This is a genomic window from Streptantibioticus silvisoli, from assembly GCF_027947535.2.
GTDB lineage: Bacteria > Actinomycetota > Actinomycetes > Streptomycetales > Streptomycetaceae > Streptantibioticus_C > Streptantibioticus_C silvisoli.
Genome location: NZ_JAAGKO020000007.1, coordinates 14358 through 29280 on the forward strand (window position 1 = coordinate 14358; position 14923 = coordinate 29280).

Consider the following 14923-nt stretch of genomic DNA (forward strand, 5'->3'; position numbering starts at 1 on the left):
CGCCGACAGGCCTCGTTGCGCCCTCGCCGCGCGGACGTCCCCCAGCGGCGGTCCCTGCCGGGCGGTCACCTCAGACCACCGCCTGGTCGAACACCGCCGCGCCCCAGGCGGTGAGCGCGCCGGGCAGTACCTCCAGCGTCATGCGGGGGCCCGTCAGCGGCTGGAGTTCGCCGTCGTGCTCGAAGCGGAGGGGTTCGCCGTCCAGCCGTTCGACGACGATCCGCCGGCCGCGCCCGTAGGCCACGCCGGGCAGCGTCACGTGCTCGGCGTGCCGGGTCAGCTCCGGCACCCGGGTGGGCGCCACCTCGCCGCCCACCACGCAGACGTCGAGCAGGCCGTCGTCGGGTACGGAGTGCGGCAGCACCAGGAACTCGCCGCCCCGGTAGCGGCCGCCGCCGACGTTGGCCAGCACGGTCGGGCCCTCGTGCAGCACCTGGCCGTCGACGGTGACCCGGCCCGGATAGGGCGTGAACGCCTCGGCGGTGCGCTGGAAGGCCGCCGCGTAGCGTTGCCGGCCGGTCAGCGGGATGCTCCGGGCGGTGACCAGGGCCTCGGCGATGACGCCCGAGCAGGCCCCGAGGAAGACCTTCGCGCCGGTCTCCGCCAGCCGGGCCAGATCCAGCCCGCGCAGCCGTGCCGCGCCGGACGGCTCCCCCGCCGCGCCCAGCACCGCGAGCAGCGCCGCACGCCAGGGGCGCTCCCCCCACAGCATCCGGTACCCGGAGTTGCCGGTGCCGGCGGGCACGATGAACAGCGCGGCGGTGCTGCCCGCCAGCCCCTCGACGACCTCGCGGACCGTGCCGTCGCCGCCGACGGCCACCACCAGATCGGGCGGCGCGGCCGGACCGGCCCCCGAGCACGCCTGCCGGACCTGGCGGACGGCGTCGCCCTGCCGGGTCGTCAGGTGCAGGCGCACCCCGGGCAGCCGGCTGCGGCACAGGGCGGCCACCTCCTCGATCAGCTGTGGACCGGTGGTGCCCGCCGTGGGGTTGGCGATGATCAGCGCGTGCTGCGGCGACGCGGTGCCCGGTTCGGCCATGGGGTGCCCAACTCCAGTTCAGGTCGGTGGCGGGGAGGGCGCCGGCCGGTCCGGCCGGTGCGCGCGGGAGCCCGTACGACCGCCGCTCACCCCCGGCGGACGTCAGCGACTGTGACCGCAGCGGATGACGCGGCGCTGACCCGGCGCTGACGTCCGCCGGGTGCCGCGCGGCGTACGGCGGCCGGCGTACGGCGTGCGGGTGCGGGGGGCGTGCGGGCCTCGGCCGGGCGGCACCGGGCGGCGGATCAGTGCCGTGTCAGGCGGTGCTGGTTGCATCGGTTTTCGCGGACATCCCGTGCCGCCGTCGGGAAGCGCGCAACGGAGAGGGGCCGACCGTGGATGTCGGAGCTGAGCTGCGCGGATTGCCGCGCCTCGAACTTCGCGAAGAGCTGGAGGAGTTGGTGGTGTCCCTGTTCCGGGAGCAACTCCTGATGGAGGACGAGGAGGAACTCGACCAGGAACTCAGCTACTTCGACCTGGGCCTGACCTCGTTGCGCCTGATGGAGCTGAAGAAGCGGCTGGAAGCGCGGCTCGGCGTCGAGATCGACGCGACGGTGCTGTTCAACCAGCCCACCGTCGAACGGCTGCTGGACCACCTGACGGACACCATCGGCGCCGCCGCGCCCGCCGCCGGCTGACCACCGCCGCCCCGCGGGCCGTCCCGCGCCACCGCCGCCGCGCGCCACCGGCCGGCCCCGGCACCGGGCCCGGCCGCCCGCGGGGGTGCCGTGCGCCCCACCTCGACCAGACCCGAGCAGACAGGAGACGCGGGATGCCGCGTGAGACCGTGGAACCGCTGGAGCGCGCCGAGGACGTGGGGAACGCCGAGGAGAGCGTCGAACGGCTGCTGCTGGAGAAGTACGAGCCGATAGCCGTCGTCGGCATGGGCCTGCGCTTCCCGGGGGGCTGCGACACCCCCGAGTCCTTCGAGGAGTTCCTGCGCGAGGGCCGGTCCGGCATCAGGCCGCTGCCGCAGGACCGCTGGGACGCACAGCGGTTCGTCCCGCAGGGGCCCGACGACAAGGGGCGTATCCGCACCTCGGGCGGCGGGTTCCTGGACCGGATCGACCTGTTCGACGCGCCGTTCTTCAACATCTCCCCCAAGGAGGCGCAGTACATCGACCCCCAGCAGCGGATGCTGCTGGAGACCGCGTGGCACGCGCTGGAGGACGCCAACATCGACCCGGCGCGGCTGCGGCGCGGCAACGGCGGTGTCTACGTCGGCGCCAGCTCCATCGACTACGCCCTGGAGCTGGACACCCTGCCGTACGAGGAGCTGGACGGGCACCTCGCCTCCGGCATCACCCTCTTCCCGCTGTCGGGGCGGCTGTCGTACTTCCTGGGCTGGCGCGGTCCGAGCGTCAGTGTGGACACCGCCTGCTCCTCCTCGCTGTGCGCGCTGCACATGGCGGTGCAGGGGCTGCGCCGCGGCGAGTGCGACATCGCGCTGGCCGGCGGCGTCAACGCGCTGCACAGCCCGCGGATCATGGTGATGTTCTCGCACGGCCGGATGCTCGCCCCGGACGGGCTGTGCAAGACCTTCGACGACGCGGCCGACGGCTACGTTCGGGCCGAGGGCTGCGGGATGGTGGTGCTCAAGCGGCTGTCGGACGCCGAGCGGGACGGCGACACCGTGCTGGCCCTGGTGCGCGGCACCGCGATCGGGCAGGACGGCGACAGCGCGGGCCTGACGGTTCCCAACGGGCCGGCCCAGGAACTGACGATCCGCAGGGCGCTGGCCGCGAGCCGGCTGACGCCCGGCGACATCCAGTACGTGGAGGCGCACGGCACCGGTACGCCGCTGGGCGACCCGATCGAACTGGGCGCCATCAGCGACGTGTTCGCCCGGTCGCACACCCGGCAGCGTCCGGTGCTGGTCGGTTCGGTCAAGACCAACCTCGGGCACATGGAGCCGGCCTCCGGGATCGTCGGGGTGATCAAGTCGGTGCTCCAGTTGCGCGGCGCCACCGTCTACCCGCACCTGAACCTCACCGTTCCCTCCACCCGCATCCCCTGGGACAACCTGCCGGTCAGCGTGCCCACCCGGTGCGTGGCGTGGCCGGGCGAAGGGACGCGGCGGGCGGTGGTCAACAGCTTCGGCTTCGCCGGCACCATCGCGGCCGCCGTCCTGGAGCAGGCGCCGGACCGGCCGCTCGCCCCGGCGCCCGGCGAGGACCTGCCGGCGCTCGGCCTGTTCACCGTCTCCGGCAAGAACGAGCCGGCGCTGCGCGCGCAGATCGAGACCTACCGGCGTCATCTGGAGGAGCGTCCGAACGCCGACATCGCGCGGCTGTGCTACACCGCCAACGTCGGCCGCTCGCACTTCGCGCACCGGCTGGCCGGCCCGGTGACCGACCGCGCCTCGCTGCTGAGGCTGCTGGACGCCGGCCCGGCCGGGCTAAAGCCGGCCGCATCCCAGCCCCGCAAGACCGGTTTCCTCTTCAGCGGCCAGGGCAGCCAGTACGCCGGGATGGGCGCGGACCTCTACCGGGCGTTCCCGGTCTTCCGCGACCAGGTGGACGCGTGCGACCGGCTGTTCGCCGCGCACCTGCCGGTGTCGGTCAGGAGCCTGCTGCTGGCCGGCGACCGGCCGGGGGTCGCCGGCGGCGACCCGGTGGACCGCGCCCTGATCGACCGCACCGAGTACACCCAGCCCGCCCTGTTCACCCTGGAGTACGCCCTCGCGCGGCTGTGGATGTCGTGGGGGGTGCGGCCGAGCGTGCTGATCGGGCACAGCATCGGCGAGGTGACGGCGGCGGCGGTCGCCGGACTGTTCAGCCTGCAGGACGCGGTCACCCTGGTGGCGGTGCGCGGCCGGCTGATGCAGTCGGTGACCGAGCCCGGCGGCATGGTGGCGGTCGGCGCGCCGGCCGCCGAGGTGGAGCCGCTGATCGCGCGGTACCCGGGGCTGGCGCTGGCCGGGGTCAACGCGCCGGCGCAGTGCGTGGTCTCCGGAGCGCGCGAACCGCTGGAGAAGCTGGCCGCGCGGCTGCGGGAGGACGGTCTGCGGGCCGAACCGCTGGCCGTCTCGCACGCCTTCCACTCGCCGCTGATGGCGGAGGTGTTCGAGGAGTTCCGGGCGGCCATCGCGGACATCACGTTCCGGCAGCCGTCGATCGCGATGGTGTCGAACATCAGCGGCAAGGTGGCCCGGTTCGCGCAGATCGCCACCCCCGACTACTGGGTGCGGCACATCGGCGAACCGGTGCGGTTCCTCGACGGCATCCGGGCGGTCGCCCAGCGCGGCCGGCACGTCCTGGTCGAGGTGGGCCCCTCCAGCGCGCTGACCGCGCTGGCCCGCCAGTGCCTGCCGGTCGAGGACCACGTGTGGATCACCAGCCTGCGCCGCCGTGCCGCGGGCACGGGCGCCGGCACCGTGCTGCGCGGCCTCGCCGACCTGTACGGCGCCGGGCTCGCGGTGGACTGGCCGGGGGTGCACCGCGGCCGTGAGCTGCGCACCGTGCCGCTGCCCGGCTACGCCTTCCAGCGCCGCCGGCACTGGCTGCCGTCCACCGCGACGGCCGGCGGCGGCACCGGTTCCGGGCCGGCCGTCCACCCGCTGCTGGGCCGCGAGACGACCGCCGCCGCCGGGCCCGACGCGGGTACGGCGCCCGCGTCGGCGACCCGCGAGTTCGTCACCGAGCTGACCTGCGGCTCGCCCGCCTGGCCGGCCGGGGTGACGGGCCCGGACGGCGTGCCGGTGCTGCCCGCCGCCGCGTACGTGGAACTGCTGCTGGCGCTGGCCGACGCGCTCGACGGCCACACCCGCGCCGGGCTGCGGGACCTGGCCCTGAAGGCGCCGCTGGCCGGCGCGGCGGGCACCGGTGCCGTGCTGCGCACCCGGGTCACCCCGGGCCCCGGCGGCACCGCGGCGGTGCAGGTGGTCAGCACCGACCCGGGCGATCCGGCGACCGAACGGCTGCACGCCACCGCCGTGCTGGAGCGGGGCGTCCCGGCGCCGGGGCACGACGGGCCGGACACCGCCCCCGGTCTGCTCGCGCTCGCCATGTACCCGCCGGCCGCCGAGGACCGGGCCGACGGCGCCGACGTCCACACCGACCTGGCCTCGGTGGGCCGGGAGCCGGCGGCCCCGCGCGGCGTCATCTGCGTCGTGCGGCACGCCGGGGACGCGGTGACGGCCGAGGTCACCTGCCGCCCGGCCTCCGCCGTCGAACTGCTGCCGCCGGACGTGCTGGACAGCGCGCTGCGGGCGGTCGCGGTGCTGGAACCCGGCGGCCCGGCGCTGACCGCGGTGCGGTTCGGGCGGGTGCGGCTGCTGAAGAAGCCGCGCGGCGCCGTGCTGCGGGTCGCCGCCCGCACCCGGCCCGCCGGGCGGGGCGGCCGGTACGCGGACGTGCTGCTGGTCGAGGACGGCGTGCCGGTGGCGGAGCTGACCGGCGTCGAGCTGGCGCCGCCGGCCTACGACGGGTCGGCGTTCCTGCACCGGGTCGGCTGGCTGCGGCGCGACCTGCCGGCCGGGCGGGACGAGCGCGAGCACGTGCTGCTGGCGGTGTCCGGCGGGGACCGGTTCGCCGGGGCGGCGGGCGAACGGCTGGCGGCCGACGGCGTCCGGGTCGTCGCGCTGGCCGGGCCGGACCTGCTGCCCGCCGCGCTGGCCGACACCGCGGCGACCGACGTGTGCTGGTGCTGGACCTGCCCCGACGGCCCGATGTCGGCCGCGGGACTGCGCGCGGAGTTCGAGCTCAACTTCCGTGAACTGCTCGCGGTGATCGCCGCGTTGACGGCCGCCGACGCGGCCCGGCCGCCCCGGTTGTGGGTGGTCTCCGAGGGCGCGCAGCAGGTGCCGGGCGACCGGTCGCGGGCCGGCGGGCGGATCGCCGCCGCCGCGCTGTCGGGCTTCGTGCACTCCCTGCTGAACGAACAGCCCACCGTACGGGCCACGCTGGTGGACCTGGCAGCCGGCACCGACGCCGCCGTGCTGGCCGCCGAGCTGCGGGCCCCGGACACCGGTGAGTACCAGATCGCCCACCGCGGCGGCCTGCGCTACGTCCGCCGGGTGCTGGCGGGCTCGGCCGTACCGCCCGGGCCCGGCGGCTTCGAGGTGCGCACCGGCGAGGACGTGCCCGTCGCGGCCGACGACGCGCCGCCCGCCGGCGGCCAGGTGCGCGTCCGGGTCGAGGTCGCGCGGCTCACGGCCGGCGAGCCGGGACCGGTGCGCGGCTCGCAGGCGCTCGGCACCGTCGAGGCCGCCGGCCCGGACCAGGCGTACCGGGTGGGCGAGCGCGTGCGGGTGACCGGGCCGGGCACGTTGCGCTCGACGGTCACCGTCGCGGCCTCGGCGCTGGCCCCGGCGGCGCCGCGAGAGTTCCTCGCGGCGGACCGCGACACCTACGGCCTCGACGAGCTGGACGAGGCGCTGGAACGGCTGGCCGACCGGCCGGCGGTGGCGGTGCGGCTGCCCGCCGGCCCCGCGCCCGCTCGGCCCGTGCCGGTACGTGCGGACCGCGCCTACCTGGTCAGCGGTGGGCTCGGCGGGCTGGGGCTGGTCACCGCCGGCAAGCTCGCCGACCTCGGCGCCCGGCACCTGGTGCTGCTGGGCCGCAGCGGCCGGCCGGCCGACGACGCCGCCGCGCAGGCGCTGGCCGCCTTGTCGCGGCGGGCGCGGGTGACCGTGCTGCGGGCCGACGTCGCCTCGGCCGACGACATGGCGCGGGTCGCCGATCGGCTGCGCGCGCAGCCGGTGCCCGTCGGCGGCATCGTGCACGCGGCGGGCACCGACGGCACCGGCCTGATCGCCGACCTGACGTGGCAGGACATCGACGCCCAGCTCGGCGCCCAGGCGTACGGCGGCTGGCTGCTGCACGAACTGAGCCTGGACATGCCCGAGTTGGACTTCTTCGTGGTCCACTCCTCGTTGTCGGCGGTCATCGGCGGCGCCACCCAGGCGCACTACGCGGCCGCCTTCGCGTTCCTCGACGCGCTCATGGCCTGGCGCCGCGGTCTGGGCCTGCCGGGCCTGTCGGTGAACTGGGGCGCCTGGGGCCGGGTCGGGATGTCCGCGCGGCTGGGGGAGGACCTCGGCCGGGAGCTGCGGCGCAGCGGTATCCGGCTGTTCTCCCCGGTGCGGGCCCTGCGGGAGCTGACCGCGCTGCTGTGCGCGCCGGGCGGCGAGCAGTGGATCGGCGGCGAGCTGGACTGGGCCGCGCTCGCGCCGAAGCTGCTGGACAACGCCCTGTACTCCCGCGTCGTGCGGCACCGCGACGAGGACGCCGGGCCCCGGTACGACGTGGTGGCCCTGCTGGCGAAGCCGGACGCCGAGCGGCTCGCCGAGATCGGCGCGCTGGTGCTGGCCGGGGTGGCGACCGCGCTGCACGAGGAGGACCCCGGGCGACTGGACCTCGACACCCCGTTCGTGGGCCTCGGCCTCGACTCGCTGATGGCCCTGGAACTCAGGTCCGGCCTGGAGGCGCTGCTGCGGGTGCCGCTGCCGGCCGGCCTCACCTTCGACCACCCCTCGCCGCAGCACGTGGCGGAATTCATCGACGCGCGGCTCACCGCGGCGCGCGGCGCCTGAGACCCCGGGAGACATCGTGGAAGCACCCCGTCACTGGACGCTGCCGGCCACCTCGGCCGCCCGCGCCGCCGACCGTCCGGACCACACCGCGATCATCTGCGAGGACCGCCGCACGAGTTACGCGCGACTGCACCTCGACACCGACCGGGCCGCGCACGCCCTGCGCGCCGCGGGCGTGCGCCCGGGCGCCCGGGTGGCGTTCCTGGGCCGCGAGTCGGAGTACTTCTACCTGGCGATCCTGGCCTGCGCCAAGGCCGGCGCGGTGCTGATCCCGGTCAACTGGCGGCTGACGGCCGCCGAGGTCGACCACATCCTGGGCGACTCCAACGCCGAACTCCTCTTCGTCGAGACCGAGTTCCGCCCGGTCGTCGAACGCGTCGCCCCGGGGCTGCCGGACCTGCGGCACGTGGTGACCGTCGACCGGCCCGGCGATCCGGACCCGGGTGCCGGGATGCGCGCGTGGTGGGCCGGTGCGCCCGACACCGAACCGCTCGGCCCGGCGGCCCGGCCGGACGACGCCGTGGTGCAGATCTACACCAGCGGTACGACCGGCCGGCCCAAGGGCGTGGTCCTGGCGCACCGCAGCTTCTTCACCCTGCCGGCCGCCTCCCGCGACAGCGGGGTGGACTGGATCGACTGGCGGCCCGACGACATCAGCCTGATCTCGCTGCCGGGGTTCGGCATCGCCGGGCTCGCCTGGTTCATGCACGGCATCAACGCCGGTGCCACCAACGTCGTCATGCGCACCTACATCGCCCAGGAGGCGGTCCGGCTGACCGCGCAGCTGGGGGTGACCACGACCTACGCGGCGCCCGCGCAGTTGCAGATGATGCTGGAGGAGCACGGCGTGACGAAGGCGACCTTCGCCTCGCTGCGCAAGGTCGCCTACGGCGGCGCGCCGATCTCCGAATCGCTGCTGGCCCGCTGCATCGAGGTGCTGGGCTGCGACCTGGCGCAGATCTACGCCAGCACCGAGACCGGCACGGTCGTGGTCTGCCTGCCGCCGGCCGACCACGTGGTGGGCGGTCCCCGGCTGCGGGCGGCCGGCAGGGCATGCCCCGGCACCGGGGTGAAGGTGGTCGACGAAGCCCGCCGGCCGGTGCCGGCGGGCACCATCGGCCAGGTCTGCGTGCGTACCCCGGCGCGGATGCTCGGCTACTGGCACCTTCCCGAGGCGACCGCGGGCGCTATCGACGGCGACTGGCTGCTGATGGGCGACGTCGGCTACCTGGACGACGACGGGTACCTCTACCTGTGCGACCGGATCAGCGACACCATCGTGGTGGCCGGGCAGAACGTCTACCCGGCGGAGGTGGAGCGGGTGCTCGCCGAGCACCCGGCCGTGGCGGACTCCGCCGTGGTGGGGCTGCCCCACCAGGACTGGGGCGAGGCGGTGCACGCCTGCGTCACCTTCCGCCCCGGCACCCGGGCCACCCCGCGCGAACTGCTGCTCTTCCTGCGCGGGCAGGTGGCCGGCTACAAGATCCCGGTCGCCTTCCACGCGGTGGACGAACTCGCCCGCAACCCCGCGGGAAAGATCCTGCGCCGCGAGGTGCGGCAGCGGCTGCGCGCGGCGACCGCCGACCCGGTCCGCTGACCCCCGCTCCACCGCACGTCCGGCCCCCCGCAGGGCGTGCCCTCCCCTCCGCAGTCACACCCCACAGGACGAAGGTGAGCCCGGTGACCACCCGCGTCGGCGTTCTGCTGCCGACCAGAGAACAGGCCATGACCGGCGACTTCGGCGCCAGCCCGCTGCTGGAGTTCGCCCGGCGTGCCGAGGACCTCGGCTTCGACTCGCTGTGGACCGGTGATTCCCTCACCGCGCGTCCGCGGCTCGACCCCCTGGTGGTGCTGGCCGCGGCCGGCGCCGCCACCAGCCGGATCACGCTGGGCACCGCCGCGTTGACCCCGGCCCTGCGCCACCCGCTGATCGGCGCCAACATGGTCGCCGGCCTGGACCACGTGTGCGGCTCCCGGCTGGTCCTCGGCCTCGGTTCCGGCTTCCCGCTGCCGGAGACGCAGGAGGAGTTCGCCGCGGTCGGTGCCCCGTTCACCGCCCGCGCGGCCCGGCTGGACGAGAACGCCGCGCTGTGGCGCACCGCGTGGAACGCCGCACGGCCGGACCGGCCGACCGCCTTCAAGGGCCGCTACTGGCAGGCCGAGGGCCTGGACCGGCTGCCCCCGCCGCACCGGCCGGGCGGTCCGCCGCTGTGGCTGGCCGGCAGCGACACCCCCAGGGTGCTGGCCCGGGTCGCCCGGCACTACGACGGCTGGCTGCCGTTCCTGCCGACGGCCGAGGCGTACGGCACCGCCTGGCGCGAGATCGGCCGGCTCGCCGCACGGGAGGGCCGGCCGGCCGGCGCGATCACCCCCGCGCTGTACGCGACCGTCACCCTCGGCGCCGACCGGGAGAGCGCCCGGCAGGAGCTGGAGCACTACATCGAGCACTACTACGGCCGGCCGCTGGACTTCATGGCCACCATCCAGGCGTACGCCTGGGGGGACGCCGAGGAGGTCGCGCGGTGGCTGGCCGGGTACGTGCGGGCCGGTGCCCGGCACATCGTGCTGCGCGTCGGCTCGCTCACCCCGCTGCCGCACCTTCAGCAGATCGCCGAGGCCATCGTGCCGGCGCTGCGCCGACTGCCCTGATCCCAACGGAGGTACACCCATGAGCGAGACCGTCATCACCACGATGGCGACGGCCGGCCGGTGGTTCCAGCCCGCCGAGGTGGAACCGGAGGCGCGCATCCGGCTGTTCCTGTTCCCGCACGCGGGCAGCGGCGCCATCATCTACCGCGACTGGGGCGGGCTGCTGCCGGCGGACGTCGGCATGCAGGCCCTCACCCTGCCGGGCCGTCAGGAGCGGTCGGCCGAGGCACCCTTCACCGACTGGGAGCCGCTGCTCGACGCGCTGTACGACGCGGTCTGCGCCGAACTGGACGACCGGCCGTTCGCGTTCTTCGGCCACTGCCTGGGCGCCCAGCTCGCCTACCACCTGACCGTCCGGCTGAAGGAGGAGGGCATCGCCGGCCCGGTGCTGCTCGGGGTCTCCGGCTGGGCCCCGGAGGGCTTCTTCAACCCCTCGGAGAAGGACGTGGACATGCCGGACGAGGAACTCATCGACTGGATGAAGCGGCTCGGCTCCTTCCCGGCGGAGATCTACGACAACCCCGAGGTGCTGGCGATGGTGATCCCGGCGCTCCGCTCCGACCTGGCGGTCTGCTCCCGGCGTGTCGAGCGGACCAGCGCGGTGGACTGCCCGCTGGTCAGCTACGGCGGCCGCGACGACGCCCTGATGGAGGAGGCCGGCGCCTTCACCTCCTGGGAGCCGGTCAGCCCCCGCTACCTGGGCCACAGCGAATTCGCCGGCGGGCACTTCTACATCGACCATCACGCGCTGGCCGTGACCTCGGACTTCGCCCGCCACCTGGAGCGCGAGGCGCCGGCCGGCCGCTGAGCGGCGCCGCTTACCTCAGCGGTAATCGACGCGCGCCGCCCGCCCGGACATGCTGCCGCTATGACAGACCAGCTGACCGACGACATCCGTACCCGCATCACCCGCCAGGCCGTCCGCCGGCTGGCCGGACGGCGTTCGGTCGACCTCGACCTCGCCGCCGTGTCGGCGGCGGCCGGCACCGACCCCGAGCGCGCCAGGGAGAGCTTCCCCGGCACGTGGGACCTGCTGACCGCACTCGTACTGGACGCCTACAACGCCATGAGCGACAGCGCCGAGGCGGCGGCCGCCCGGGCCCGCGCCGAGGACGCCTCCCCGGTCGGCCGCTGGACGGCGATCTGCCTGGGGGTGCGCGGCTGGGCGCTGGCGCACCCCGACGAGTACGCCCTGATCTGGGGGCAGCCGGTGCCCGGGTACAGCGCGCCGCCGGAGACCATGGCGGCGGGCGCCCGGACCGTGCTCGCCCTGCTCGACGTCCTGCGGGACGCCCACGCGAGCGGCACGGCGGTACGACTCGACGACGCACCGCTGCCGGACGGCATGCGGGCCAACGTCTCGGCGCTGTCCGACGGCCTGCTCAAGGGGCTGCCGGATCCGGTCATCGCCCGGATGCTGGTCGCCTGGACCCAGTTGCACGGCATGGTCGCCTTCGAGGTCTACGGCCACATCGCGGGCGTCGCCGCCGACCCCGCCGCGTTCTTCTCCTACGCGGCGGCGGCGATGGGGACGTACGTGGGCCTGCCGGGCTGACCGCCCGGGGGGGCCGCCGGCCGGGCCGGGCTTCGGGGCGTGAGCGGTACGTGATCCGCACGGTGCACCACCACCCGTCACCCGAAGGAGTGTTTCGCATGCCGCTCGACACCGCCCCGGACGTCCTCGACTGGCCGTTCGCCCGCACCGAGGACGGCGAACCCCCCGCCATCCTCGCGCAGTTGCGCGCCCAGCCGCCCCGCGTGGTCCGGCTGCCGGCCGGCGCCGCGCCGGCCCGGCTCGCCTGGCTGGTGACCCGCTACCACGACGTGAAGCAGGCCCTGTCGGACCCCCGGCTGAGCGCCGACGAGCGGCGGCCGGGGGCGCCGGTGCGCATCCAGGTGCCGCCCGGCGGCAACCCGAGTTCCTTCCTGCGCCTGGACGACCCCGACCACGCCCGGCTGCGGGGCATGATCCAGAACGAGTTCACCATGCGCCGGGTCCGCCGGCTGACCGAGCCGATCCAGCGGCTCACCGACGAACTGCTCGACCGGTTCGCCGAGTCGCCGCAGCCGTCCGACCTGCACGACGCGTTCTCCCGGAAGCTGCCCACGCTGGTCATCGGCCGGCTGCTGGGCGTCCCGCAGGAGGACTCCGGGTTCTTCGTGGAGAAGACCAGGACGACCATCAGCCAGGAGGACCCGGCCAAGTCCCAGGCGGCGTTCATCGAGATGAGCGAGTACCTCGGCAAACTGGCCGAGTACAAGCGCGACCACCCCGGCGACGACCTGATCAGCACCCTGGCGGTGAAGTACCTCGCCCCCGGGGAGATCACCCTGGACGAACTGGTCGGCGTCGCCCGCCTGGTGCTGGTCGCCGGCCACGAGACCACCACCAACCAGATCGCCCTGAACATCCTGAGCCTGCTGCTGGACGACGAACTGCGGGAGCGGGTCGCGGCCGACGACGGCGCGGCCATCGCGAACTTCGTCGAGGAGTCCATGCGGTACTGGTCGATCTCCCAGGACGCGATGGTGCGGCAGGCGCTGGAGGACATGGAACTGGGCGGGGTGCGCATCGCCGCCGGCGACGCGGTGGTCATCTCGGTGCCCGCCGCCAACCACGACGAGAAGGTGTTCGGCTGCCCGCGCCGGATCGACGTCGACCGCGACACCAGCGCCCACCTGCAATGGGGCCACGGCCCGCACTACTGCCAGGGCGCCCCGCTGGCCCGGCTGGAGATGGAACTGTCCCTGCGGTCCCTGCTGCGCCGCTTCCCCCGGCTGCGCCTCGCGGAGGACGCCCGCGCGGTCTTCCGCCGGGGCACGGTCTTCCACGGGGTCACCCGCCTGCCGGTGACGTGGTGACACCGACGCGCCGGTGACCCGCCGGTGGCGTGGTGACGCCGAGGCCGCGGTGACGTACCGGTGGCCCGGCCGCGCCGACGCCCCGGTGCTCCGCCGCCGACCGCCCGGCACCGGGGCCTGCCGCCGCACGCCGATCACGGTGCCGCGGCGGGCCGCCGGCCGGGCGTGCGCGGGGGCCCGGCGGCGGCCCGTGCGACGTCGCGCGCGGTCGCCGGGCACCGCTCCCCCGGGGCCCGGCCGGCCTCCCGGCATTACCTGGGACGTAATTGCCACCCTCCGGGAGCGTTGCCAGGCTTGATGACGTGACCACTCCCGCGCCGCACGGCCGGGAACGATGACAGGAGCGCCAACCGTATGACCTCCGAAGCAACCCCACGCCTCGCTCTCGAGGACGACACCCGGCCGGCCGCGCCCTCGGCCACCGCGTTGATCGTGGTCCTGGTCGGCACGTTCATCACGGTTCTCGACTACTTCATCGCCAACGTCGCGATCCCGTCCATCCAGAGCGACCTGCACGCCGGGTCGACGCAGGGCCAGATGGTGATCATCGGCTACGGCGTCGCCTTCACCGCCGGCCTGATCACCGGAGGCCGGGTCGGCGACCTCTACGGCCGCCGCCGGATGTTCGTGCTGGGCATGGTGTTCTTCGCGCTCAGCTCCGCCGCCTGCGGTCTGGCGCCCGACGCCGGAGCGCTGATCGCGGGACGGGTCGTGCAGGGCGTCGCCGCCGCGCTGATGGTCCCGCAGGTGCTGGGCATCATCGGCACCGTCTACCAGGGCGCGCACCGCGCGCGGGCGTTCACCCTGTACGGCCTCGTCATCGGGATGGCCGGCGTCTTCGGCCAGCTGATCGGCGGCGCGCTGATCACCTGGAACGTGGCGGGCGCGAGCTGGCGGGCCATCTTCCTGATCAACATCCCGCTGTGCGTGGTGGCACTGGCCCTCGTCCGCCGCTCCGTCCCCGAGTCCAGGGCCGCCGCCGGCAGCCGGCTGGACATGATCGGCGCGGCTCTCGTCACCGCCGCCCTGGCCCTGCTGGTCTTCGCGCTCGTCGAGGGCCGCGCGCAGGGCTGGCCGGCCTGGAGCTGGGCGTGCCTGGCCGCCGCGGCCGTCCTGACCGCGGCCGCCGTACGGCACGTGCGCCGCACCGCCGCGGCCGGCCGGGGGCCGCTGGTCGCCCCCGCCCTGTTCCGCTCGCGCCCCTTCTCCCTCGGCCTGGCCGCCACCGGCGCCTACTTCCTCGCCATGGGATCGTTCTTCTTCGTCCTCGCCCTCTACCTCCAGTTCGGCCGGGGCATGTCCGCGCTCGGCTCGGGCACCGTCTTCCTCGCGGTGGGCGGCGGCTACTTCGCCGCCTCGGTCTTCTCCTCCCGCTTCACCGACGTGGTGGCCGGCCGGATCGCCGCCGGTCCGGTGACCCTCGCCGCCGGCTACGTCCTGCTCGGTCTGGCGATCGCCCACGTCGGCACCGGCGGCCAGGTGCTGTGGCTGGTGCTCCCGCTGGTGGTGGCCGGCCTGGGCATGGGCCTGACCACCGGTCCGCTGACCAACCTGGTGCTCGCCTCGGCGGACCCCGAACACGCCGCGTCGGCCTCCGGGCTGCTCAACACCGCGCAGGAGGGCTGCGCCGCGATCGGCGTCGCCATCGCCGGCACCTTCTTCTTCCCCGCCCTGGGACACCACGGCGACTACGCCCACGCGCTCGACGTCACCCTGGCACCGCTCGTCGTCTTCTGCGCCGTGGCCGCCGTCCTCGTCCTGCTGACCCGCTCCCGCGCCAAGGTCTAGTCCGAGCCGGCGCGGGAGGTTCTGCGGGCGGGCGGCGCGTCATCGGGCGC

Annotated in this window: 9 protein-coding genes; 8 read left to right on the forward strand and 1 reads right to left on the reverse strand. The window is 75.2% G+C overall.

The features are described from left to right. Nucleotides 1-70: 70 nt before the first annotated feature. Nucleotides 71-1039, reverse strand: a complete 969-nt coding sequence (locus tag POF43_RS07110; RefSeq protein ID WP_271323070.1) for a diacylglycerol/lipid kinase family protein — start codon at nucleotides 1037-1039, stop codon at nucleotides 71-73. A 335-nt stretch (nucleotides 1040-1374) separates the two neighbouring features. Between POF43_RS07110 and POF43_RS07115 the strand changes: the two genes are divergently transcribed. The 8 genes from POF43_RS07115 (at nucleotide 1375) to POF43_RS07150 (ending at nucleotide 14873) form a co-directional block, all read left to right on the forward strand. Continuing rightward, a complete protein-coding gene (locus POF43_RS07115) occupies nucleotides 1375-1677 on the forward strand; it encodes an acyl carrier protein (protein ID WP_271313812.1) in 303 nt (100 codons plus the stop codon). A gap of 134 nt (nucleotides 1678-1811) precedes the next feature. Beyond that, complete coding sequence (locus POF43_RS07120) at nucleotides 1812-7574, forward strand: type I polyketide synthase (protein ID WP_271323069.1); 5763 nt, start codon at nucleotides 1812-1814, stop codon at nucleotides 7572-7574. 16 nt (nucleotides 7575-7590) lie between these two features. Next, on the forward strand, nucleotides 7591-9171 hold the full coding sequence (locus tag POF43_RS07125; RefSeq protein WP_271323068.1) for a long-chain-fatty-acid--CoA ligase: 1581 nt from the start codon (nucleotides 7591-7593) through the stop codon (nucleotides 9169-9171). Between the two features lie 83 nt (nucleotides 9172-9254). Further along, nucleotides 9255-10223 carry an LLM class flavin-dependent oxidoreductase gene (locus tag POF43_RS07130; protein ID WP_271313815.1) on the forward strand — a complete coding sequence of 323 codons (969 nt, stop codon included), beginning with the start codon at nucleotides 9255-9257 and terminating at the stop codon, nucleotides 10221-10223. 19 nt (nucleotides 10224-10242) lie between these two features. Beyond that, entirely contained in the window at nucleotides 10243-11031 is a 789-nt protein-coding gene (locus tag POF43_RS07135) for a thioesterase II family protein (RefSeq protein WP_271323067.1), read from the forward strand. Between the two features lie 60 nt (nucleotides 11032-11091). Next, the gene (locus tag POF43_RS07140) at nucleotides 11092-11778 is read left to right on the forward strand and encodes a TetR-like C-terminal domain-containing protein (protein WP_271313817.1); all 687 of its coding nucleotides are present in this window, start codon (nucleotides 11092-11094) and stop codon (nucleotides 11776-11778) included. Between the two features lie 98 nt (nucleotides 11779-11876). Further along, on the forward strand, nucleotides 11877-13085 hold the full coding sequence (locus POF43_RS07145; RefSeq protein ID WP_271323066.1) for a cytochrome P450: 1209 nt from the start codon (nucleotides 11877-11879) through the stop codon (nucleotides 13083-13085). Between the two features lie 354 nt (nucleotides 13086-13439). Then, the gene (locus tag POF43_RS07150; protein ID WP_271323065.1) at nucleotides 13440-14873 is read left to right on the forward strand and encodes an MFS transporter; all 1434 of its coding nucleotides are present in this window, start codon (nucleotides 13440-13442) and stop codon (nucleotides 14871-14873) included. Nucleotides 14874-14923 lie beyond the last annotated feature (50 nt).

What these genes read in the sequence shown, in the direction of transcription:
- POF43_RS07110 (WP_271323070.1), bottom strand. Translation starts at nt 1,039, where the DNA reads ATGGCCGAACCGGGCACCGCGTCGCCGCAGCACGCGCTGATCATCGCC.
- POF43_RS07120 (WP_271323069.1), top strand. Translation starts at nt 1,812, where the DNA reads ATGCCGCGTGAGACCGTGGAACCGCTGGAGCGCGCCGAGGACGTGGGG.
- POF43_RS07135 (WP_271323067.1), top strand. Translation starts at nt 10,243, where the DNA reads ATGAGCGAGACCGTCATCACCACGATGGCGACGGCCGGCCGGTGGTTC.
- POF43_RS07140 (WP_271313817.1), top strand. Translation starts at nt 11,092, where the DNA reads ATGACAGACCAGCTGACCGACGACATCCGTACCCGCATCACCCGCCAG.
- POF43_RS07145 (WP_271323066.1), top strand. Translation starts at nt 11,877, where the DNA reads ATGCCGCTCGACACCGCCCCGGACGTCCTCGACTGGCCGTTCGCCCGC.
- POF43_RS07150 (WP_271323065.1), top strand. Translation starts at nt 13,440, where the DNA reads ATGACCTCCGAAGCAACCCCACGCCTCGCTCTCGAGGACGACACCCGG.